Source organism: Janthinobacterium sp. 13 (assembly GCF_002749695.1).
GTDB lineage: Bacteria > Pseudomonadota > Gammaproteobacteria > Burkholderiales > Burkholderiaceae_D > Janthinobacterium > Janthinobacterium kumbetense.
In genome coordinates, this window is record NZ_PEEQ01000001.1 from 4,960,803 (window position 1) to 4,979,668 (window position 18,866).

Consider the following 18,866-nt stretch of genomic DNA (forward strand, 5'->3'; position numbering starts at 1 on the left):
AAGTATGTTGTTATCAGAGCAATGCTATAAGAAAATTGACCGCGAGCTGGCCAAGTACCCGGCCGACCAGCGTCAGTCGGCCGTCATGGCCGCGTTGGCCCATGCCCAGGATGAACTGGGCTGGCTGGCGCCGGAAACCATGAAGGAACTGGCCGATTACATCGGCATGCCGGCGATTGCCGTGCAGGAAGTGGCCACGTTCTACAATATGTACAACGTGAAACCCGTGGGCAAGCACAAGATCACCGTGTGCACCAACCTGCCATGCGCCCTGTCGGGCGGCGTGCGCGCTGCAGACTACCTGAAGCAGAAACTGGGCATCGATTTCCGCGAAACCACCCCTGACGGCCAGTTCACCCTGGTTGAAGGCGAGTGCATGGGTGCTTGCGGCGATGCGCCTGTCTTGCTGGTCAGTAATAAAACCATGTGCAGCTGGATGTCGAACGAGAAGATCGACGCCATGCTGGAGGAACTCAAGAAATGACGTCACTCCACAACCGCCATATCGATCCATTGATCCTGAAGGATCTGGATGGCAAGAACTGGCATTTGCAAGATTATGTGAACCGCGGCGGCTATAGCGCCCTGCGGCGTATCCTGGAAGAGAAAATCACGCCGGAACAGATCATCGCCGACCTCAAGGCTTCGTCCTTGCGCGGCCGTGGCGGCGCGGGTTTCCCTACCGGCTTGAAGTGGAGCTTCATGCCGCGCCAGTTCCCGGGTCAAAAATACCTCGTCTGCAATACAGATGAAGGCGAACCGGGCACTTTCAAGGACCGTGACATCATTCGTTACAATCCCCATGCGCTGATCGAAGGCATGGCCATTGGCGCTTATGCGATGGGCATCACCGTCGGTTATAACTATATCCACGGTGAAATCTTCCAGGAATACCTGCGTTTCGAAGAAGCGCTGGAAGAGGCGCGCGCCGCCGGTTTCCTGGGCGACAAGATCATGGGCAGCGAGTTCTCGTTCCAGTTGCATGCGCACCATGGTTATGGCGCCTACATCTGCGGCGAAGAAACGGCCCTGCTGGAGTCGCTGGAAGGCAAGAAAGGCCAGCCGCGCTTCAAGCCGCCTTTCCCAGCCTCGTTTGGCCTGTACGGCAAGCCGACGACGATCAACAACACGGAAACCTTCGCGGCCGTGCCTTTCGTGCTGAACATTGGTCCAGAGAAATACCTGGCGATGGGCAAGCCGAACAACGGCGGTTCGAAGATCTTCTCGATCTCGGGCGACGTGGAAAAACCGGGCAACTACGAAGTGCCGCTCGGCACCCCGTTTGCGACCCTGCTGGAACTGGCAGGCGGCATGCGCGGTGGCAAAAAGATCAAGGCCGTGATCCCTGGCGGTTCGTCCGCTCCGGTGATCCGCGGCGACATCATGATGCAGACCGACCTGGACTACGACTCGATCGCGAAAGCCGGTTCGATGTTGGGTTCGGGCGCCGTCATCGTGATGGACGAAACACGCTGCATGGTAAAGGCGCTGGAACGCCTGTCCTACTTCTACTTTGAAGAATCGTGCGGCCAGTGTACGCCTTGCCGTGAAGGCACAGGCTGGATGTACCGCATGGTGCACCGCATCGAGCAGGGGCAGGGTCGTCCAGACGACCTGGACATGCTCAACTCGATCGCCGACAACATCCAGGGCCGCACCATTTGCGCGCTGGGCGATGCGGCTGCCATGCCGGTACGGGCCTTCATTAAGAATTTCCGTGAAGAATTTGAATATCATATCGAGCACAAGCATTGCTTAGTGCCCGCATATATCTAAGCTGCGTCAGGTAACGATCACCATGGTTGAAATCGAAATAGACGGCAAAAAAGTCGAAGTCCCTGCTGGTAGCATGGTGATGGACGCCGCCAACAAATTGGGAACCTACATTCCGCACTTCTGCTATCACAAGAAATTGTCGATCGCAGCGAACTGCCGCATGTGCCTGGTCGAAGTGGAAAAGGCGCCCAAGCCTTTGCCCGCTTGTGCGACCCCGGTCAGTGCCGGCATGATCGTGCGCTCCGCCAGCGATAAAGCTGTGCAGGCGCAAAAGTCGGTCATGGAATTCTTGCTGATTAACCACCCGCTTGATTGCCCTATCTGCGATCAGGGCGGCGAGTGCCAGTTGCAAGACTTGGCAGTGGGCTACGGCAAGAGCGAATCGCGCTACAAGGAAGACAAGCGCGTCGTGCAGCCGAAGGAAGCCGGTCCGCTGGTGTCCATGCAGGAAATGTCGCGCTGCATCCAGTGCACCCGTTGCGTACGCTTTGGCCAGGAAGTGGCCGGCGTGATGGAACTGGGCATGATCGGCCGCGGCGAACACTCGGAAATCGTGTCCTTCGTGGGCCAGACGGTCGACTCCGAACTGTCGGGCAACATGATCGACCTGTGCCCGGTCGGCGCACTGACCTCGAAGCCGTTCCGCTACAGCGCCCGTACGTGGGAACTGTCGCGCCGCAAATCGGTCAGCCCGCATGATGGCCTGGGCGCGAACTTGATCGTGCAAGTGAAAGCTGGCAAGGTCAAGCGCGTATTGCCGCTGGAAAACGAAGCCGTCAACGAGTGCTGGATCTCGGACAAGGACCGTTTCTCGTACGAAGCGCTGGACAGCGCCGAACGCCTGACGTCCCCGATGCTGAAACAAGGCAACGAGTGGAAAGAAGTCGATTGGCAAACGGCGCTGGAATACGTGGCGCACGGTTTGAAAAATATCAAGCACGAACATGGCGCCGACGCCATCGCCGCGCTGGCAACGCCGCATTCGACGGTCGAAGAGCTGGTCCTGCTGCAAAAGGTCGCCAACGGTCTCGGTTCCGAGCACGTCGACTTCCGCCTGCGCCAGACCGACTTCGCGCTCGACGCGTCCGTCAAACCTTGGCTGGGCATGCCGATCAACGAATTTGGCCAGATCAAGCGCGCCTTCGTCATCGGCTCGTTCCTGCGCAAGGATCACCCGCTGCTGGCCACGCGTTTGCGCGCGTCCGTCAAGGGCGGCGCCAAGCTGTCGATCCTGCACGCGTCCGACGATGATCAACTGATCACCATCGCCAACAAGATGATCGTCGCGCCTGGCGATTGGCTGGCGGCCTTGTCTGAAGTGGTCGTTGCTGTTGCTAAAGCGAAAGAAATCGCCGCGCCAGCCGGTTTCGAAGCGGTGAGCGCTTCGGACGTGGCCGTCGCGATTGCCGCCAGCCTGATGGCCGGCGACAACGGCGCCGTGCTGCTGGGTAATGCGGCAACGCAACACCCGCAAGCGTCGCAACTGCATGCTGCCGCGCAATGGATCGCCGAACAGACGGGCGCCAAGCTCGGTTACCTGACGGAAGCGGCCAACACGGTTGGCGCGCACCTGGTCGCCAAGCCGCGCGCCAACGTGCAAGCAGCGTTTGCCGTGCCGAAGAAAGCCTACGTGCTGCTGCACGCCGAGCCGGAACTCGATGCCGCCAATCCACAAGCGGCCCGCGCCGCCCTGGATGGCGCCGACATGGTCGTGGCCATGTCCGCCTTCAAGCACGGCATGGATTACGCCGACGTCTTGCTGCCGATCGCCCCGTTCGCTGAAACCTCGGGCACCTTCGTCAACTGCGAAGGCCGCGCGCAAAGCTTCAACGGCACCGTGAAACCGCTGGCCGATACCCGTCCAGCCTGGAAAGTGCTGCGCGTCCTGGGCAACATCCTGGGCCTGGCCGGTTTCGACTACGACACGTCCGAAGCGATCCGCGACGAAGCGTTTGGCGCCGGCGTGACCGATCTGTCGGCACAGCTGAACAACATCGCCAAGAACGCCCCGGAAGCGGCCTCGTATGCGCCGGCCTCGCCAGCGCTGCAACGCATCGCCGACGTGCCGATCTACTTCGCCGACGCGCTGGTACGCCGCTCCGAACCGCTGCTGCGCACGGTCGATGGCGCCGCGCCGCAAGCGCACCTGTCCCTGGCGCTGGCTGACAAGCTGGGCATCAAGGCGGGCGACAAGGTCAAAGTGGCGCAAGGCTCCGGCAGCGCCATCCTGGTGGCGGCACTCCATGCCGGCCTGCCAGCCAATGTGGTGAAAGTGTCGGCGGCGCATGCCTCGACGGCTAGCCTGGGCGGCATGTTCGGTGACATCACAGTTGAAACAGCAGAGGGGAAAATCTGATGGCTCTGCCTGAATTTGTAAACGTCATCAACAGCAGCGGCCAGGATTTGCTGGGCGGCTCCTGGCCGTTCTTCTGGACCCTGATCAAGATCCTGTGCGTGCTGCTGCCGCTGATGGGCCTGGTTGCCTACCTGACCTTGTGGGAACGCAAGCTGATCGGCTGGATCCAGATCCGCGTCGGCCCGAACCGCGTGGGTCCTTTGGGCTTGCTGCAACCGATCGCCGATGCGCTGAAACTCTTGTTCAAAGAGATCATCATCCCGTCCAAGGCCGCCAAGGGCCTGTTCGTGATCGGCCCGATCATGACCATCATGCCGGCTCTGGCCGCCTGGTCGGTCGTGCCGTTCGGCCCGCAAGCCGTACTGGCCAACGTCAACGCAGGCTTGCTGATGCTGCTGGCGATTACCTCGATGGAAGTCTACGGCATCATCATCGCCGGCTGGGCCTCGAACTCGAAGTACTCGTTCATGGGCGCCATGCGCGCTTCGGCACAGATGATTTCGTATGAAATCCCGATGGGCTTCGTGATGGTCATCGTGCTGATGGTCTCGGGCAGCCTGAACTTCATCGACATCGTCGGCGGCCAGCAAATCGGCTTCTTCGCCGACAAGGGCGTGAACTTCCTGTCGTGGAACTGGCTGCCGCTGCTGCCGATGTTCGTCATCTACCTGGTGTCGGGCCTGGCTGAAGCCAACCGTCACCCGTTCGACGTCGTCGAAGGCGAGTCGGAAATCGTGGCCGGCCACATGGTCGAGTACTCGGGCATGGCCTACGCCATGTTCATGCTGGCCGAATACGCCAACATGATCCTGATCGGCGCCCTGGCTTCGATCATGTTCCTCGGTGGCTGGTCCGCACCATTTGCTTTCCTTGAGTTCTGGGGTGGTTTCGGCGGCTTCTTCTGGTTGTTCGCCAAGACCTTCTTCATCGTGTCGGTGTTCATCTGGGTACGCGGTACTTTCCCACGCTACCGTTATGACCAGATCATGCGCCTCGGCTGGAAAGTGTTTATCCCGTTGACGCTGGTCTACCTGGTCTTCGTCGCTGCCTGGATGCAGACATCCTGGAATATTTGGAAGTAAGAGAGTGCATACGAATGGATAAGGTAAAAGATTTCTTCAGCAGCCTCTTGTTAGGCGAGCTGATCAAGGGCATGGCGTTGACAGGCAAGTACATGTTTTCGCGCAAGATCACGGTGCAATTCCCGGAAGAGAAGACACCGATCTCGCCGCGTTTCCGTGGCTTGCACGCGCTGCGCCGCTACCCGAACGGCGAGGAACGTTGCATCGCCTGCAAACTGTGCGAAGCGGTTTGCCCGGCGATGGCCATCACGATCGAATCGGAACAGCGTGACGACGGCTCGCGCCGCACCACGCGTTACGATATTGACTTGACCAAGTGCATCTTCTGCGGTTTCTGCGAAGAGTCCTGCCCGGTCGATTCGATCGTCGAGACGCAAATCCTGGAATACCACGGCGAGAAACGCGGGGATTTGTATTACACGAAAGAGATGTTGCTGGCCGTAGGCGATCGTTATGAAAATGACATCGCCGCTGCGCGCGCCGCCGACGCACCTTATCGCTGATGGATGCGCCGCAGCTGACAAGCTGCGGCGCGCCCCTCGTTCATCTGTACGTCTATTGGGTTTTTTATGGACTTTAAAACAATTTTGTTTTACGCCTTCGCGCTGATCTTGATTCTGGCAGCGACGCGCGTCATCACGGCCCGTAATCCGGTCCACGCAGTACTGTTCCTGGTACTGTCCTTCTTTTCCGCAGCGGGCATCTGGATGCTGCTGCAAGCTGAATTCCTGGCCATCGTGCTGGTATTGGTGTATGTCGGCGCCGTGATGGTGCTGTTCCTCTTCGTGGTCATGATGCTCGATATCAATATCGACCGCATGCGCGAAGGCTTCTGGGGCTATCTGCCTTTGTCGGTGACGGTGGGCGTGATCATCGTGCTGGAAATGGCCGCCGTCCTGTGGCACGGTTTCCGCAACTTTGCGCCTAGCATCGCTCCGGTGAACGTCAACCTGGGCGGCACCAAGGAACTGGGCCTGCTGATCTACACGAAATATGTGTTCGCCTTCGAGATCGCCGCCGTCGTGCTGCTGGTGGCCATCGTTGCCGCGGTCGCACTGACTTTGCGCAAACGCAAGGACACCAAGCATTTTGCTCCAGGCGATGCGGTACGCGTCAAGCGCAACGACCGCCTGAAGATCATCAAGATGGACGCGGTCGTCGAGCGTCCTGCGGCTGAGCCGGAAGTTAAGGAGGCACCATGACATTATCGCTCACACATTTTCTGGTCCTGGGCGCGATCCTGTTCGCAATCTCGATCGTCGGTATTTTCCTGAACCGCAAGAACATCATCGTATTGCTGATGGCAATCGAATTGATGCTGCTGGCGGTGAATATGAATTTCATCGCGTTCTCCCATTTCATGGGCGACGCGGCCGGTCAGATCTTCGTTTTCTTCATCCTGACGGTTGCCGCCGCTGAGTCGGCTATCGGTCTGGCTATTCTGGTGGTGATGTTCCGTAATCTGGATACCATCAACGTCGAAGACCTGGACAGCCTCAAAGGCTGATGTTTTTCAGACTCGATCTCTCGAATAATAACGATTAAGGTTCATCATGGCGGGGCAACTCCTCAACCCTAACCTCCTTCTTGCCGTACCGCTGGCGCCGCTGGCCGGTGCCGCGATTGCAGGCTTGCTTGGCACCCAGTTCCTGGGTAATTTGGTCGGACGCAAGACGTCGCATACCGCGACGATCCTGGGCGTACTGATTGCGTTCATCCTGTCCGTGCAGACATTGCTGGCAGTGATGGATGGCGCGACATTCAATGGCACGATCTATAACTGGATGACGATCGGCACCCTGAAGATGGAAGTGGGCTTCCAGATCGATTCGCTGTCGGCGATGATGATGTGCGTGGTCACCTTCGTCTCCCTGATGGTGCACATTTACACGATCGGCTACATGAAGGATGACGAAGGCTACAACCGCTTCTTCGCCTACATCTCGCTGTTCACGTTCTCGATGTTGATGCTGGTCATGGCCAACAACTTCCTGCAACTGTTCTTCGGTTGGGAAGCAGTGGGCCTGGTCTCTTACCTGCTGATCGGTTTCTGGTACCAGCGTCCGACGGCCATCGTGGCCAACATGAAGGCTTTCCTCGTCAACCGCGTGGGCGACTTCGGCTTCATCCTGGGCATCGGCCTGCTGCTGGCCTACGCCGGCACCATGAACTACCAGGAAGTGTTCGCCAAGAAAGACGAACTGGCACTGCTGAGCTTGCCAGGTACCGACTGGGCCCTGCTGACCGTTGCCTGCATCTGCCTGTTCATCGGCGCGATGGGCAAGTCGGCGCAGTTCCCGCTGCACGTGTGGCTGCCTGACTCGATGGAAGGTCCTACCCCGATCTCGGCACTGATCCACGCCGCGACGATGGTGACGGCCGGTATCTTCATGGTTTCGCGCATGTCGCCGCTGTTCGAACTGTCCGACACGGCACTGTCCTTCATCCTGGTGATCGGCTCCATCACGGCGCTGTTCATGGGCTTCCTGGGCATCATCCAGAACGACATCAAGCGCGTCGTCGCTTACTCGACCCTGTCGCAGCTCGGTTACATGACCGTGGCGCTGGGTTCGTCCGCGTACTCCGTGGCCGTGTTCCACCTGATGACGCACGCATTCTTCAAGGCACTGCTGTTCCTGGGCGCCGGTTCCGTCATCATCGGCATGCACCATGACCAGGACATCCGCAACATGGGCGGCCTGCGCAAATACATGCCAATCACCTGGATCACTTCCCTGGTCGGTTCGCTGGCCCTGATCGGCACGCCGCTGTTCTCCGGTTTCTACTCGAAAGACAGCATCATCGAAGCCGTCGAAGCGACGCACATCTGGGGCGCTGGCTTTGCCCAGTTCGCCGTGCTGGCTGGCGTGTTCGTTACCGCCTTCTACTCGTTCCGCATGTATTTCCTCGTCTTCCACGGCAAGGAACGTTTCGGCCAGCCGCATGCGCACGGCCATGACGACCATCACGCACCGAAAGCGGCCCATGGCGCGCACGGCGATGCACATGACGACCATGGTCATGAAGAAGAGGAAGACGACCACGGCCACCATGGCCTGGAACCTGGCCAGAAGCCGCATGAATCGCCGTTCGTCGTGTGGTTCCCGCTGGTGATGCTGGCGATTCCATCGCTGATCATCGGCTACCTGACGATCGGCCCGATGCTGCATGGCGATTTCTTCAAGGGCGTGATCTTCGTTGGCGAAAACCATCCAGCAATGGAAGAGTTGTCGCATGAATTCCACGGCGCAATGGCGATGGCGATCCACGGCCTGTCGACGGCACCGTTCTGGCTGGCATTGTCCGGCGTGGTGGCAGCCTACTACTGCTACATGGTCAACCCGCGTGTACCGGCCTGGTTCTTTGCCAAGTTCCACGCGATCCACACCCTGCTGGACAACAAGTACTACATGGACAAGTTCAATGAAGTCGTGTTCGCCGGCGGTGCCCGCTTGCTGGGTAATGGCCTGTGGAACTTCGGTGACAAGAAGCTGATCGATGGCCTGCTGGTCAACGGTAGCGCCAAGGTCGTCGCCTGGCTGTCCTCGCTGTCGCGAGTGTTGCAGACCGGCTACATCTATCACTATGCATTCGTGATGATCCTGGGCGTGCTGGGCTTCCTGATCTATTTCCTGCCATTCTGGCCCGCTAAGTAAGCTGACCTGATAAAAGAATACTGAGAACCATGATGCAGTCTACGATTTCTACACTACCTCCTTACCTGAGTCTGTCGATCTGGGTGCCGATCATTTGCGGCGTCCTGGTCCTGGCTCTCGGCCGTGACAGCAAAGCGGGCTTTACCCGCTGGCTGTCGCTGGCCGGCGCGGTGCTCAGCATGCTGTGCACCTGGCCCCTGATCCAGCATTTCGACAACGCCGCGCACGGCATGCAATTCGTCGAAAAAGCACCGTGGATTGAAACCTTCAATATCTGGTACTCGCTGGGTATCGACGGCCTGTCCCTGTGGTTCGTGCCGCTGACGGCCTTCATCACCGTCATCGTCGTCATTTCGGCCTGGCAAGTGATCGAGAAGCGCATCGCCCAGTACATGGGCTCGTTCCTGATCCTGTCGGGCCTGATGATCGGCGTGTTCTGCGCGCTGGACGGCTTGCTGTTCTACTTCTTCTTTGAAGCAACCCTGATCCCGATGTTCATCATCATCGGTATCTGGGGCGGTTCGAACCGCGTGTACGCGTCGTTCAAGTTCTTCCTGTACACCTTCTTCGGTTCGCTGCTGACCCTGGTTGCCATCATTTACCTGCGCAATGTGTCGGGCACCTTCGACATCCTGGCCTGGCATGCGTTCAAGCTGACGATGAACGAACAGATCTTCATCTTCCTGGCCTTCCTGATGGCGTTTGCCGTCAAGGTGCCGATGTTCCCCGTGCATACGTGGTTGCCGGACGTCCACGTGGAAGCGCCGACGGGCGGTTCCGCCGTGCTGGCCGCCATCATGCTGAAACTGGGCGCCTATGGCTTCCTGCGTTTCTCGCTGCCGATCACGCCAGACGCCAGCCACTACCTGTCGGGCTTCATGATCGCCTTGTCGCTGATCGCCGTCATCTATATCGGTCTGGTTGCCCTGGTGCAAACCGACATGAAAAAACTGGTCGCCTATTCGTCGATCGCGCACATGGGTTTCGTCACCCTGGGCTTCTTCATGTTCAACGATATCTCGGTGCAGGGCGGTATCGTGCAGATGGTCTCGCACGGCTTCATCTCCGGGGCCATGTTCCTGTGCATCGGCGTGCTGTATGACCGCATGCATACCCGCAACATCGCCGACTACGGCGGCGTCGTGAACCGCATGCCGAAATTTGCCGCCTTCTTCGTGCTGTTCTCGATGGCCAACTGCGGTCTGCCAGCGACGTCCGGCTTCGTCGGCGAGTTCATGGTGATCCTGGGCGCGGTGAAATTCAACTTCTGGATTGGTCTGCTGGCTGCAACGGCACTGATCTGGGGCGCGGCGTACTCGCTGTGGATGGCCAAGCGCGTGGTGTTCGGCAAGATCAAGAACAAGCATGTGGCCGAATTGACCGACATCAACAAACGTGAATTCTTCATGCTTGCTGTGCTGGCCATCGCCGTGCTCGTGATGGGTCTGTACCCAGCCCCGTTCACCGACACGATGCAAACCTCGGTGACTGATCTGCTTGCCCATGTCAAAGCCGGCAAGCTGCTGCCTTAAATAGAAGACCGATAACATGACTAATGCACCTAATCTGGTACCGCTGTACGCGGAAATCTTTCTGCTGATCGCCACGTCGGCGCTCTTGCTGATCGATATGTTCTTGCCTGCGGCGAAGCGTTCGATCACTTACGTGCTGGCCTTGCTGACCCTGGCCGGCTGCGCCTTGCTGACCGTGGGCGACTTCAACGCGGGCACCACCGTCTACACGTTCAATAACATGTTCGTGTCGGACCCGATGTCGCAGTTGCTGAAACTGTTCTCCTACGGCGCCGTGGCGCTGACCCTGATCTACTCGCGTGCCTACGCCACCGACCGCAGCATGCTGTCGGGTAACCTGGGCGGCGAGTTCTACGTACTGGCCCTGTTTGCACTGCTGGGCCAGATGATCATGATTTCGGCCAACAACTTCCTGATCATCTACCTGGGTCTGGAACTGATGTCGCTGTCGCTGTACGCACTGATCGCCTTGCGCCGTGACAATGCCAAGGCCACGGAAGCGGCCATGAAATACTTCATCCTGGGCGCACTGGCCTCCGGTTTCATGTTGTACGGTATTTCGATGCTGTACGGCGCCTCCGGTACCCTGGACCTTGGCGAACTGCGCGTGGCGCTGGAAAACGGCAAGACCAACGGCACCATCATGGTCTTCGGCCTGGTGTTCCTGGTAGCCGGCCTGGCCTTCAAACTGGGCGTCGTGCCATTCCACATGTGGGTGCCTGACGTGTATCAAGGTTCGCCGACGGCAGTGACCCTGCTGCTGGGCGCGGCGCCGAAACTGGCCGCCTTCGCCATCACCCTGCGCCTGCTGGCCGAAGGCTTGCTGCCGATGGCGCATGACTGGCAGCAAATGCTGCTGGTGCTGGCCGTGATGTCGCTGGCGATCGGTAACTTCACCGCCATCGCGCAAACGAATTTGAAGCGCATGTTGGCGTACTCGACCATCGCACAAATGGGCTTCGTTCTGCTGGGCCTGCTGTCCGGTACCGTGGATGCACCGAACAACACCCTGAACGCGGCTGGCGCAGCCACCGCCTACGGCGCCTCGATGTACTACGTGATCACCTATGTGTTCACCACCCTGGGTACCTTTGGCGTGATCATGTTGTTGGCACGTAATGGTTTCGAAGCAGACGAACTGGCCGACTTCAAGGGCCTGGGCAAACGCAGCCCGATCTTCGCACTGGTGATGACCCTGTTCATGTTCTCGCTGGCCGGCGTGCCGCCGCTGATGGGCTTCATGGCCAAGTACTCGGTGCTGGCATCGGTATTGGCCACGGGCCAGCTGTGGCTGACCATCGCCGCCGTGCTGTTCTCGCTGATCGGCGCCTTCTACTACCTGCGCGTCGTGAAGATGATGTGGTTCGACGAGCCGACCGACAGCAATGCGCTGGTCGTGCATGGCGACATGCGCGTCGTGCTGGCCCTGAACGGCGTGTTCGTCCTGGCGCTGGGTGCGATGCCTAACAGCATCCTGGCTGCCTGCGCAACCGCCATCACCAAGACCCTGGCGTCCTGACCGATGGATGTCACCGTCTCGAGCTGGCTGGTGATCGCCCTGGGCATCCTGGGTGCCAACCTGCCTTTCCTGAACGAGAAACTGTTTGCCGCCGTGCCCTTGAAAAAGGCGGCGCAAGCAGAGCAGGGCTGGCGCAAGCCGCTGGCGCTGCGCCTGCTGGAGATGGTGATTCTGTATTTCATCGTCGGCGCCGTGGCGTTCGCGCTCGAAGCGCGCATCGGCAACGGTTTCCCGCAGACGTGGGAGTTCTATGCCATCACCGGCTGTCTGTTCCTGGTGCTGGCTTTCCCAGGCTTTGTCACCCGCTACCTGCGCAAGCGACATTAGCCCCATCGACCGAAAGCGGCGCCTCTGGCGCCGTTTTTTTTATTGAGCATAATCAAGGTATGGATACTGAACGCATGGACATGAATTTAACTGAGACCAAGGTGGACGGCGAGCTCGTCTACCAGGGCGGCTTCCTGCGCGTGCAGCGCGACCGGGTTGCGCTGCCGGACGGCAAGATCACGGCGCGCGAATTCGTCCTGCATCCGGGCGCCGTCGTCATCCTGCCGCTGCTCGACGATGGCAGCGTGCTGATGGAACGGCAGTACCGCTATCCGCTGGACCGGGTCTTCATTGAATTCCCCGCCGGCAAGATCGATGCGGGCGAATCGCACCTGGCTTGCGCCCAGCGCGAGTTGCTGGAAGAAACGGGCTATACGGCCAGCGACTGGCAATTCGTCTCCACCATCCACAACGCCATCGCGTATTCGGACGAGCACCTGGAACTGTTCCTGGCGCGCGGCCTGGTAGCGGGCGAACGCCAGCTCGATGAAGGCGAATTCCTCGAAACGTTCACGGCCACCGTGCCGCAGCTGCTCGACTGGGTCAAGGATGGCACGATCACGGACGTGAAAACCGTCATCGGCATCTTCTGGCTCGACAAGATTACCAGCGGCGCCTGGCAGCCGGCTTGATCCTGCGCATGCGCACGGCGATCTTCCTGTTGCTGGCGTCGGCCAGCCTGGGCGCACACGGGGCGGCGCGCACGCCGTTCCAGGTGCGCTGCGAAGACACGATCAGCAAGACGGTGTCCGTGCTGACGGCGCAGCAGAACGGCTACAGCATCGACACGCATCTGCCGTACAAGGCCCTGACGGTGATGAAGGGCACGGCGCGTGCCAACACCTGGGTACTGGGCTTGACCAAGACCGAGTCGCGCGTGGCCATCGCCCTGGCCGGTCCCATGCTGCAAGACCCGGCCAGCGGCTACGAATGCGTGGCGCCGCAGATTACCGTCACCCTCACGTATGCGCCCGTGGTGATCTATATCGGCCGCGAATTTGCCCCCGGCACTTGCGCGTATGATGAGATACTGGCGCACGAACTGCGGCACATGAAAACCTATATGGAACACTTGCCGCGCGTGGAAAAGACCGTGCGCGCCGCGCTGGCGAAGCGCTTTGAGGCGAGGCCCCTGTATGCGCCCAGCGGCACGGCCAAGGCGGCGCTGGCGCGCGAGATCGACACGGGCTGGTTGCCGTACGTCAAGGCCGAAATGCGCAAGGTGGAAATTTTGCAGGCGGCCATCGATTCTCCGCAGGAATATGCGCGCCTGGGCAAGGCGTGCAATGGTGAGATCCAGAATATCCTGGCGGGCAAGACAGCGCCCGCCAACTAGACAAGGAATGGCATGACAGCAGCACCGAATCGCCCCCGTTATTTTGCCCTGATCCCCGCCGCCGGCGTGGGCGCGCGCATGGAAGCGGGCAGTCCCAAGCAATATTTACCCATCGCCGGCAAGCCCATGCTGCGCCACGCGCTCGACGCCTTTCTCGCCAGCCCCCTGATCGCGCATACGTATGTCGTCGTCAGCGCCGAGGATGGCCAGATCGACGCCGTCGTGCCGGGGCAGGGCGCAGCCTCAGGCGTCACTGTGCTGCGCTGCGGCGGCGCCACGCGCATGGAAACGATACTGAATGCCCTGCAGGCACTGCACGGCAGCATAGCCGCCCACGACCAGGTGCTGGTGCACGACGCGGCGCGCCCTGGCCTGACGCCGGCGCTGATCGCAAAACTCATCGCCGAAGTCGCTGACCATCCGGCCGGCGGCTTGCTGGCCTTGCCCGTGGTCGATACCGTCAAGCGGGCAGGGCAGAACAGCCTGTCGGCGCAGACGGTGCCGCGCGACCATTTATGGCTGGCGCAGACGCCGCAGATGTTCAGCTATGCGCTGCTGCACCGGGCCCTGTCGCAAGCGCCCGATCCGCAAGCGATCACGGACGACGCCAGCGCCGTCGAAGCGCTGGGCCTGGCGCCCAGGCTGGTCGAAGGCCACCCGCGCAACCTGAAGGTGACCTTGCCGCGCGACATACACACGGCCGAGCTGTACTTGGCCCATCCTTGAATCCTGAACAGAAAGACCGCATGACGACCATCACCACTCCCGTACTGCCTTTCCGCATCGGCCAGGGCTATGACTGCCACGCGCTGGTGGAAAACCGCGACCTGATCATCGGCGGCGTGAAAATCCCCCATCACCTGGGCTTGCTTGGCCATTCCGACGCGGACGTATTGCTGCACGCGATTACGGACGCCATCTTCGGCGCCGCCGCGCTGGGCGACATCGGCCGCCATTTCCCCGACACGGATGCGCAATTCAAGGGCGCCGATTCGCGCACCCTGCTGCGTGAAGCCGTGCGCCGCGTGCAGGCGACCGGTTATATCATCGGCAACATCGACGCCACCATCATCGCCCAGCGCCCGAAAATGGCGCCGCATATCGCCGCCATGTGCGCCAACGTGGCCGAAGACCTGGGCGTGAGTGTGGGCCGGGTCAACATCAAGGCCAAGACGAATGAGAAACTGGGCTACCTGGGCCGCGAAGAGGGTATCGCGGCCGAAGCCGTGGCCTTGCTGCTGCGCGTCTGATACGCCACCGACCATCGACCACTGACAGGAGAGAGCATGTTCCAGCTACGCCGTACCAGCATCCTGCTTGCATGGGCACTGGCCGCCGCGCCAGCGGCCCACGCCGAACTGCAAGCCACGGGCGAACCGCCCGCCGCGAAACAGCCGTGGAAGGCCGTTACCGTGGCCGAAGGCGTGCGCCAGCCGTGGGGCATCGCCTGGCTGGGCGAGGGGCGCGCGCTCGTCACCAGCAAGCAGGGCACCTTGCATTTGCTCAATGGAAAGACTTTTACCGACGTGGCGCTGGAAGGCATGCCCAAGGTATTCACGGGCGGGCAGGGCGGCTTGCTCGATATCGTCCTGCACCCGCAGGATGCGGGCAAGGCGCAGCAGCGCGTCTACATGACGGTGTCGACTGGCAACAATGACGCCAACCGCACGACCCTCGTGCGCGGCGTGTTCGACGGCAAGAAGGTGACGGGCATCCAGACCCTGTTCAAGGTCGCTACGGACAAGAGCGGCGGCCAGCACTTCGGCTCGCGTCTGCTGTGGCTGCCGGACGGCACTTTGCTGATGAGCGTGGCCGATGGCGGCAACCCGCCGCTGCGCGTCAAAGACCGCCTGGCGCGCGAGCAGGCACAGAATCTGGCCACGCACCAGGGTTCCATCCTGCGCCTGACGGAAGACGGCAAGCCGGCGCCCGGCAATCCGCTTGCCGCCAAGGGCGCCTTGCCGGAAATCTGGTCGTATGGGCACCGCAACGTGCAGGGCCTGGCGCTCGACCCCGTTTCCGGCCGCGTATGGGCCACGGAACACGGTCCGTACGGCGGCGACGAGCTGAACCTGGTGGTGGCGGGCGGCAACTATGGCTGGCCCCTGCAAAGCTATGGCGCCGACTATACGACGCATGAACCGGTCGGCAAGCACGAAGTGGCCGGCATGCTCAACCCGAGCGTGGCCTGGGTGCCGTCGCCGGCCCCGTCCGGATTGGCCGTCTACACGGGCGACAAGATTGCCGCCTGGCGCGGCAGCATCTTCAGCGGCGGCCTGGCGGCCAAGGATATCCGCCGCATCGCCGTCGATGCCAGCGGCAAGGTGACGGGGCAAGACCGCCTGGCCATCGGCGCGCGCGTGCGCGACGTGCGCCAGGGGCCGGATGGCTACCTGTACGCGCTGACGGACGAAGACAACGGCCGCCTGCTGCGCATCGTGCCGCAGTAACACGGCAGGCGCCCACTTCGCTTAAGATGGCGCCTTTACTTCATTCAAGGTGGCGGCATGGCCCGTGATACTTATGCATACCGGCACGTCGCCGTCGAATCGCGCGCGATTAATGGCCGCGTGGAAATCCGCCCCGTGCCGGGCCAGGCCTTTTCGCCGGAGCTGGCCGTGCAGTGCTCGCGCCGCCTGGTCGACCTGCAGCGCCATCCGCTGGGCAGCCGCTTTCTGCTCTTTGCCAAGCTGACGGACCGCCTGGGCGGCACGCCTTTCCTGTATGCGTATCACGGCGACGCGGACGTGGTGATGACGCCGGCCGAAGTGACGAAATTCCTCGGAGAATTCCGCCGCGGCCGCATCTGATTCCTACGAGGCGATGCAGGCCGCGCCGGCCTTGGCGCCGGCCTGCGGCTTGCCGAAGATAGCGATCGTCAAGCCGCAGCCGAGGGCGAACAAGCCGCCGACCACCATCGCGCTGGACACGCCCAGCCGGTCGACGGCCACGCCTCCCAGCAAGGCGCCGGACGCCAGCGACACTTGCACGATGGCAACGAAGAGCGCGCTGCTGCCTTCCATCAGCTCCGGCGCCGCCTTGAACATCCACGTCTGCACGGCGATCGGCATGGCGCCGAAACCGAAACCCCAGACGGCCACCAGCAGCATGGCGGTAAGCGAATGGCTGCCGAACGCGGCCAGGGCAAGGGTGGACACGCCCAGCACGGCGCCCGTCGCCATCAGCGCGGCCCGTTCATAGCGGCCGGCGGCCCAGCCGCCCGCGAGGTTGCCGATGAAGCCGGAAGCGCCGTACACGAGCAGCATGGCGCTGACCGTGCCGGCCGCCAGGTGCGAGATTTGCGTAAGGAAAGGCGCGATATACGTGTAGGCGGCGAACTGGCCCGTGAAGAGCATGGCCGTGGCGATCAGGCCCAGCCTGGCCTTGCGGATGCCGAAAATCATCGGCAACTGGCGCAGGCGGATGGCCTGTGTCGGTGGCAGCTTGGGCAGCAGCAACAGCTGGCCGAGGAAGACCAGCACGGCAATGGCGCTGGCCGCGCCGAACGCGACCCGCCAGCCCACCAGATCGCCCACCAGCGCACCGGCCGGCACGCCCGCCACCGTGCCCAGCGAGACGCCGGCGAAGATGATGGACATGGCGCGCGAGGCATGCTGCGGCGCCACCAGGCGCGGGCCGATGGCGCTGCCGATGGCCCAGAAGCCGCCCACGCCCACGCCCAGCATGGCGCGGCCCAGCAGTATCCACGCATACGAAGGGGCCAGCGCCACCAGCAGGTTCGATGCCACCAGCAGGGCCGTCAGGGCCAGCAGCACGATGCGGCGGTCCAGGCGGCCCGAGCCGACGGTGACGAAGATGGCGGCAAAGGCGGCAACGATGCCGGGCGTGGTGATCATCAAGCCCGCCTGGCCCTTGCTGATGGCCAGTTCGGCGGCCATGGCGGGCAGCAGGCCGACGGGCAGGAATTCGGACGTGACGAGGGCGAAGGCGCCGATGCCGACGGATAAGACGGCCAGCCACGGCGCCACGGTGGTATCGTCGTCGGTAGCGTTGGAAAGTGTATGCATGAGAGGTTCCTGAAAAGCCGAGAGGTTTTTAACCGGTCGGTATATAATCAGGGTAGGTGGACATTGTTGTCAATAATTTTTTACCGAACGGTATGAAACAAGATAAAAAAGAAGAGGCGGTCAAGGCGAAAACGGGGCGGCCACGCACGTTCGACGCGGACGAGGCGCTCGATTGCGCCATGAAAGTATTCTGGGAAAAAGGCTATGAAGGCAGTTCCTTGCCGGAATTGACGAAAGCCATGGGCATGAACCGGCCCAGCCTGTATGCCGTCTTCGGCAACAAGGAGCAATTGTTCCACAAGGCGCTCGAGCGCTACAGCGATACGCGCATGCGGTTTTTCGATGCGGCGCTGGAACAGCCGACGGCGCGCCAGGTGGTGGAAGCCTTGCTGACGCAATATGTCGACGCGCAAACGATGCCGGACGGCCCGCACGGCTGCATGGGCGTCAATGCGGCGCTCGCCTGCAGCGACGATGCCTTGCCGATCCGCGATGAATTGTTCGCGCGCCGGTTGCGCGGCGAAATCAAGTTGCGCGACCGCTTGCGGCGCGCGAAGGAAGAGGGGGATTTGCCGCCCGATTCCTGCCCGGAGCAGCAGGCGCGCTTCGTCGTGACCCTGTCGCAGGGCATGGCCATCCAGGCGGCGGCAGGCGTATCTCGCGAGCAATTGCAGCAGATGGTGGGCTTGCTGCTGCGCAATTGGCCGATGTAACTACTCCGTCGGGGCGATGGTCTTGGCCAGGTCGCTGGGCGCCTTGCGCCGCCAGGCAGCCGTCAGGGCGGCGGCCAGCATGTCCAGCTCGGCATCCGCCAGGCGTACCGTGATGCCGGCCAGGCGTTCGCCCCACCACAGCTTCTCGCAGCCGGACGGCGTGATGACGGTGGCGATGTGCGCCGCTTCCGCATCGAGCAGCACATTGATGTGCTCGTCATCGGGCAGGGTGGCGAAGATCTTCCCGCCCACGCGGAAGGCCGGACGGTCGTGGTGTTCTTCCTCGGTGGCGTCGGGAAACGACAGTGCCAGATAGCGTAGTTCTTCCAGGTCGACCATTCCTCTTTCCCCCAGTTCGGATAGATAGCAGCGTGACTACATTTTGCCATGCTGTTTCGCCCCGTGGTGCAGCGGCATGCGAAAAGAAATGCGCAAGATGCGACACTGGCGCGCGCGCTTGTGGCGCTTGCGCGACAGGTCCGGCCAGCGCGCCAGGGGTAAAATGCCCATCCCGGCAGGCTTGTTCAGCCTGTTTCAAGGT

The 18,866-nt window shown here is 61.4% G+C and carries 20 protein-coding genes; 18 read left to right on the forward strand and 2 right to left on the reverse strand.

The features are described from left to right. Nucleotides 1-4: 4 nt before the first annotated feature. From nuoE to CLU94_RS21930, 17 genes are all read left to right on the forward strand, one after another. Complete coding sequence (nuoE, locus tag CLU94_RS21850) at nucleotides 5-484, forward strand: NADH-quinone oxidoreductase subunit NuoE (RefSeq protein WP_034779513.1); 480 nt, start codon at nucleotides 5-7, stop codon at nucleotides 482-484. After that, nucleotides 481-1,776, forward strand: a complete 1,296-nt coding sequence (gene nuoF, locus CLU94_RS21855) for an NADH-quinone oxidoreductase subunit NuoF (protein ID WP_010399729.1) — start codon at nucleotides 481-483, stop codon at nucleotides 1,774-1,776. Before nuoE ends, nuoF begins: the two co-directional genes overlap by 4 nt. A 22-nt stretch (nucleotides 1,777-1,798) precedes the next feature. Next, the gene (gene nuoG, locus CLU94_RS21860) at nucleotides 1,799-4,132 is read left to right on the forward strand and encodes an NADH-quinone oxidoreductase subunit NuoG (protein WP_099667160.1); all 2,334 of its coding nucleotides are present in this window, start codon (nucleotides 1,799-1,801) and stop codon (nucleotides 4,130-4,132) included. Further along, nucleotides 4,132-5,214 carry an NADH-quinone oxidoreductase subunit NuoH gene (nuoH, locus tag CLU94_RS21865; protein ID WP_071076363.1) on the forward strand — a complete coding sequence of 361 codons (1,083 nt, stop codon included), beginning with the start codon at nucleotides 4,132-4,134 and terminating at the stop codon, nucleotides 5,212-5,214. The genes nuoG and nuoH overlap by 1 nt, the downstream gene beginning before the upstream one ends. Before the next feature lie 14 nt (nucleotides 5,215-5,228). Beyond that, nucleotides 5,229-5,717: an NADH-quinone oxidoreductase subunit NuoI gene (gene nuoI / locus CLU94_RS21870; RefSeq protein WP_010399726.1), complete on the forward strand. Its 489-nt coding sequence runs from the start codon at nucleotides 5,229-5,231 to the stop codon at nucleotides 5,715-5,717. Between the two features lie 66 nt (nucleotides 5,718-5,783). Next, nucleotides 5,784-6,416, forward strand: coding sequence for an NADH-quinone oxidoreductase subunit J (locus tag CLU94_RS21875; RefSeq protein WP_034779507.1), 633 nt, complete (start codon nucleotides 5,784-5,786; stop codon nucleotides 6,414-6,416). Next, the gene (nuoK, locus tag CLU94_RS21880; protein ID WP_010399724.1) at nucleotides 6,413-6,721 is read left to right on the forward strand and encodes an NADH-quinone oxidoreductase subunit NuoK; all 309 of its coding nucleotides are present in this window, start codon (nucleotides 6,413-6,415) and stop codon (nucleotides 6,719-6,721) included. The genes CLU94_RS21875 and nuoK overlap by 4 nt, the downstream gene beginning before the upstream one ends. Before the next feature lie 46 nt (nucleotides 6,722-6,767). Further along, entirely contained in the window at nucleotides 6,768-8,870 is a 2,103-nt protein-coding gene (nuoL, locus tag CLU94_RS21885) for an NADH-quinone oxidoreductase subunit L (protein WP_099667161.1), read from the forward strand. Between the two features lie 29 nt (nucleotides 8,871-8,899). Further along, nucleotides 8,900-10,402: an NADH-quinone oxidoreductase subunit M gene (locus CLU94_RS21890; RefSeq protein WP_099667162.1), complete on the forward strand. Its 1,503-nt coding sequence runs from the start codon at nucleotides 8,900-8,902 to the stop codon at nucleotides 10,400-10,402. 16 nt (nucleotides 10,403-10,418) lie between these two features. Then, the gene (gene nuoN, locus CLU94_RS21895; RefSeq protein ID WP_099667163.1) at nucleotides 10,419-11,921 is read left to right on the forward strand and encodes an NADH-quinone oxidoreductase subunit NuoN; all 1,503 of its coding nucleotides are present in this window, start codon (nucleotides 10,419-10,421) and stop codon (nucleotides 11,919-11,921) included. A 3-nt stretch (nucleotides 11,922-11,924) separates the two neighbouring features. Beyond that, the gene (locus CLU94_RS21900; RefSeq protein WP_099667164.1) at nucleotides 11,925-12,248 is read left to right on the forward strand and encodes a DUF2818 family protein; all 324 of its coding nucleotides are present in this window, start codon (nucleotides 11,925-11,927) and stop codon (nucleotides 12,246-12,248) included. Nucleotides 12,249-12,322: 74 nt separating this feature from the next. Continuing rightward, a complete protein-coding gene (locus tag CLU94_RS21905) occupies nucleotides 12,323-12,880 on the forward strand; it encodes an NUDIX domain-containing protein (protein WP_099668431.1) in 558 nt (185 codons plus the stop codon). A gap of 8 nt (nucleotides 12,881-12,888) precedes the next feature. Further along, on the forward strand, nucleotides 12,889-13,584 hold the full coding sequence (locus CLU94_RS21910) for a hypothetical protein (RefSeq protein WP_180278728.1): 696 nt from the start codon (nucleotides 12,889-12,891) through the stop codon (nucleotides 13,582-13,584). 12 nt (nucleotides 13,585-13,596) lie between these two features. After that, nucleotides 13,597-14,310, forward strand: coding sequence for a 2-C-methyl-D-erythritol 4-phosphate cytidylyltransferase (gene ispD, locus CLU94_RS21915; RefSeq protein WP_099667166.1), 714 nt, complete (start codon nucleotides 13,597-13,599; stop codon nucleotides 14,308-14,310). Nucleotides 14,311-14,330: 20 nt separating this feature from the next. Continuing rightward, a complete protein-coding gene (gene ispF, locus CLU94_RS21920) occupies nucleotides 14,331-14,834 on the forward strand; it encodes a 2-C-methyl-D-erythritol 2,4-cyclodiphosphate synthase (protein ID WP_099667167.1) in 504 nt (167 codons plus the stop codon). Nucleotides 14,835-14,870: 36 nt separating this feature from the next. Next, complete coding sequence (locus CLU94_RS21925) at nucleotides 14,871-16,034, forward strand: PQQ-dependent sugar dehydrogenase (RefSeq protein WP_099667168.1); 1,164 nt, start codon at nucleotides 14,871-14,873, stop codon at nucleotides 16,032-16,034. 57 nt (nucleotides 16,035-16,091) lie between these two features. Then, on the forward strand, nucleotides 16,092-16,394 hold the full coding sequence (locus tag CLU94_RS21930) for a hypothetical protein (RefSeq protein WP_180278729.1): 303 nt from the start codon (nucleotides 16,092-16,094) through the stop codon (nucleotides 16,392-16,394). A gap of 3 nt (nucleotides 16,395-16,397) precedes the next feature. Here the strand turns inward: CLU94_RS21930 and CLU94_RS21935 are convergent, their stop codons facing one another. Then, on the reverse strand, nucleotides 16,398-17,612 hold the full coding sequence (locus CLU94_RS21935) for an MFS transporter (RefSeq protein WP_099667170.1): 1,215 nt from the start codon (nucleotides 17,610-17,612) through the stop codon (nucleotides 16,398-16,400). Nucleotides 17,613-17,704: 92 nt separating this feature from the next. Between CLU94_RS21935 and CLU94_RS21940 the strand changes: the two genes are divergently transcribed. Continuing rightward, nucleotides 17,705-18,325 carry a TetR/AcrR family transcriptional regulator gene (locus CLU94_RS21940; RefSeq protein WP_077407037.1) on the forward strand — a complete coding sequence of 207 codons (621 nt, stop codon included), beginning with the start codon at nucleotides 17,705-17,707 and terminating at the stop codon, nucleotides 18,323-18,325. On the opposite strand, the gene CLU94_RS21945 is transcribed toward CLU94_RS21940, so the two are convergent. After that, nucleotides 18,326-18,664 (reverse strand): MmcQ/YjbR family DNA-binding protein, encoded by a 339-nt coding sequence (locus tag CLU94_RS21945; protein ID WP_099667171.1) that lies wholly within the window; start codon nucleotides 18,662-18,664, stop codon nucleotides 18,326-18,328. Between the last annotated feature and the right edge of the window lie 202 nt (nucleotides 18,665-18,866).

What these genes read in the sequence shown, in the direction of transcription:
- nuoE (WP_034779513.1), top strand. Translation starts at nt 5, where the DNA reads ATGTTGTTATCAGAGCAATGCTATAAGAAAATTGACCGCGAGCTGGCC.
- nuoF (WP_010399729.1), top strand. Translation starts at nt 481, where the DNA reads ATGACGTCACTCCACAACCGCCATATCGATCCATTGATCCTGAAGGAT.
- nuoG (WP_099667160.1), top strand. Translation starts at nt 1,799, where the DNA reads ATGGTTGAAATCGAAATAGACGGCAAAAAAGTCGAAGTCCCTGCTGGT.
- nuoH (WP_071076363.1), top strand. Translation starts at nt 4,132, where the DNA reads ATGGCTCTGCCTGAATTTGTAAACGTCATCAACAGCAGCGGCCAGGAT.
- nuoI (WP_010399726.1), top strand. Translation starts at nt 5,229, where the DNA reads ATGGATAAGGTAAAAGATTTCTTCAGCAGCCTCTTGTTAGGCGAGCTG.
- CLU94_RS21875 (WP_034779507.1), top strand. Translation starts at nt 5,784, where the DNA reads ATGGACTTTAAAACAATTTTGTTTTACGCCTTCGCGCTGATCTTGATT.
- nuoK (WP_010399724.1), top strand. Translation starts at nt 6,413, where the DNA reads ATGACATTATCGCTCACACATTTTCTGGTCCTGGGCGCGATCCTGTTC.
- nuoL (WP_099667161.1), top strand. Translation starts at nt 6,768, where the DNA reads ATGGCGGGGCAACTCCTCAACCCTAACCTCCTTCTTGCCGTACCGCTG.
- CLU94_RS21890 (WP_099667162.1), top strand. Translation starts at nt 8,900, where the DNA reads ATGATGCAGTCTACGATTTCTACACTACCTCCTTACCTGAGTCTGTCG.
- nuoN (WP_099667163.1), top strand. Translation starts at nt 10,419, where the DNA reads ATGACTAATGCACCTAATCTGGTACCGCTGTACGCGGAAATCTTTCTG.
- CLU94_RS21900 (WP_099667164.1), top strand. Translation starts at nt 11,925, where the DNA reads ATGGATGTCACCGTCTCGAGCTGGCTGGTGATCGCCCTGGGCATCCTG.
- CLU94_RS21905 (WP_099668431.1), top strand. Translation starts at nt 12,323, where the DNA reads ATGGACATGAATTTAACTGAGACCAAGGTGGACGGCGAGCTCGTCTAC.
- CLU94_RS21910 (WP_180278728.1), top strand. Translation starts at nt 12,889, where the DNA reads ATGCGCACGGCGATCTTCCTGTTGCTGGCGTCGGCCAGCCTGGGCGCA.
- ispD (WP_099667166.1), top strand. Translation starts at nt 13,597, where the DNA reads ATGACAGCAGCACCGAATCGCCCCCGTTATTTTGCCCTGATCCCCGCC.
- ispF (WP_099667167.1), top strand. Translation starts at nt 14,331, where the DNA reads ATGACGACCATCACCACTCCCGTACTGCCTTTCCGCATCGGCCAGGGC.
- CLU94_RS21925 (WP_099667168.1), top strand. Translation starts at nt 14,871, where the DNA reads ATGTTCCAGCTACGCCGTACCAGCATCCTGCTTGCATGGGCACTGGCC.
- CLU94_RS21930 (WP_180278729.1), top strand. Translation starts at nt 16,092, where the DNA reads ATGGCCCGTGATACTTATGCATACCGGCACGTCGCCGTCGAATCGCGC.
- CLU94_RS21935 (WP_099667170.1), bottom strand. Translation starts at nt 17,612, where the DNA reads ATGCATACACTTTCCAACGCTACCGACGACGATACCACCGTGGCGCCG.
- CLU94_RS21940 (WP_077407037.1), top strand. Translation starts at nt 17,705, where the DNA reads ATGAAACAAGATAAAAAAGAAGAGGCGGTCAAGGCGAAAACGGGGCGG.
- CLU94_RS21945 (WP_099667171.1), bottom strand. Translation starts at nt 18,664, where the DNA reads ATGGTCGACCTGGAAGAACTACGCTATCTGGCACTGTCGTTTCCCGAC.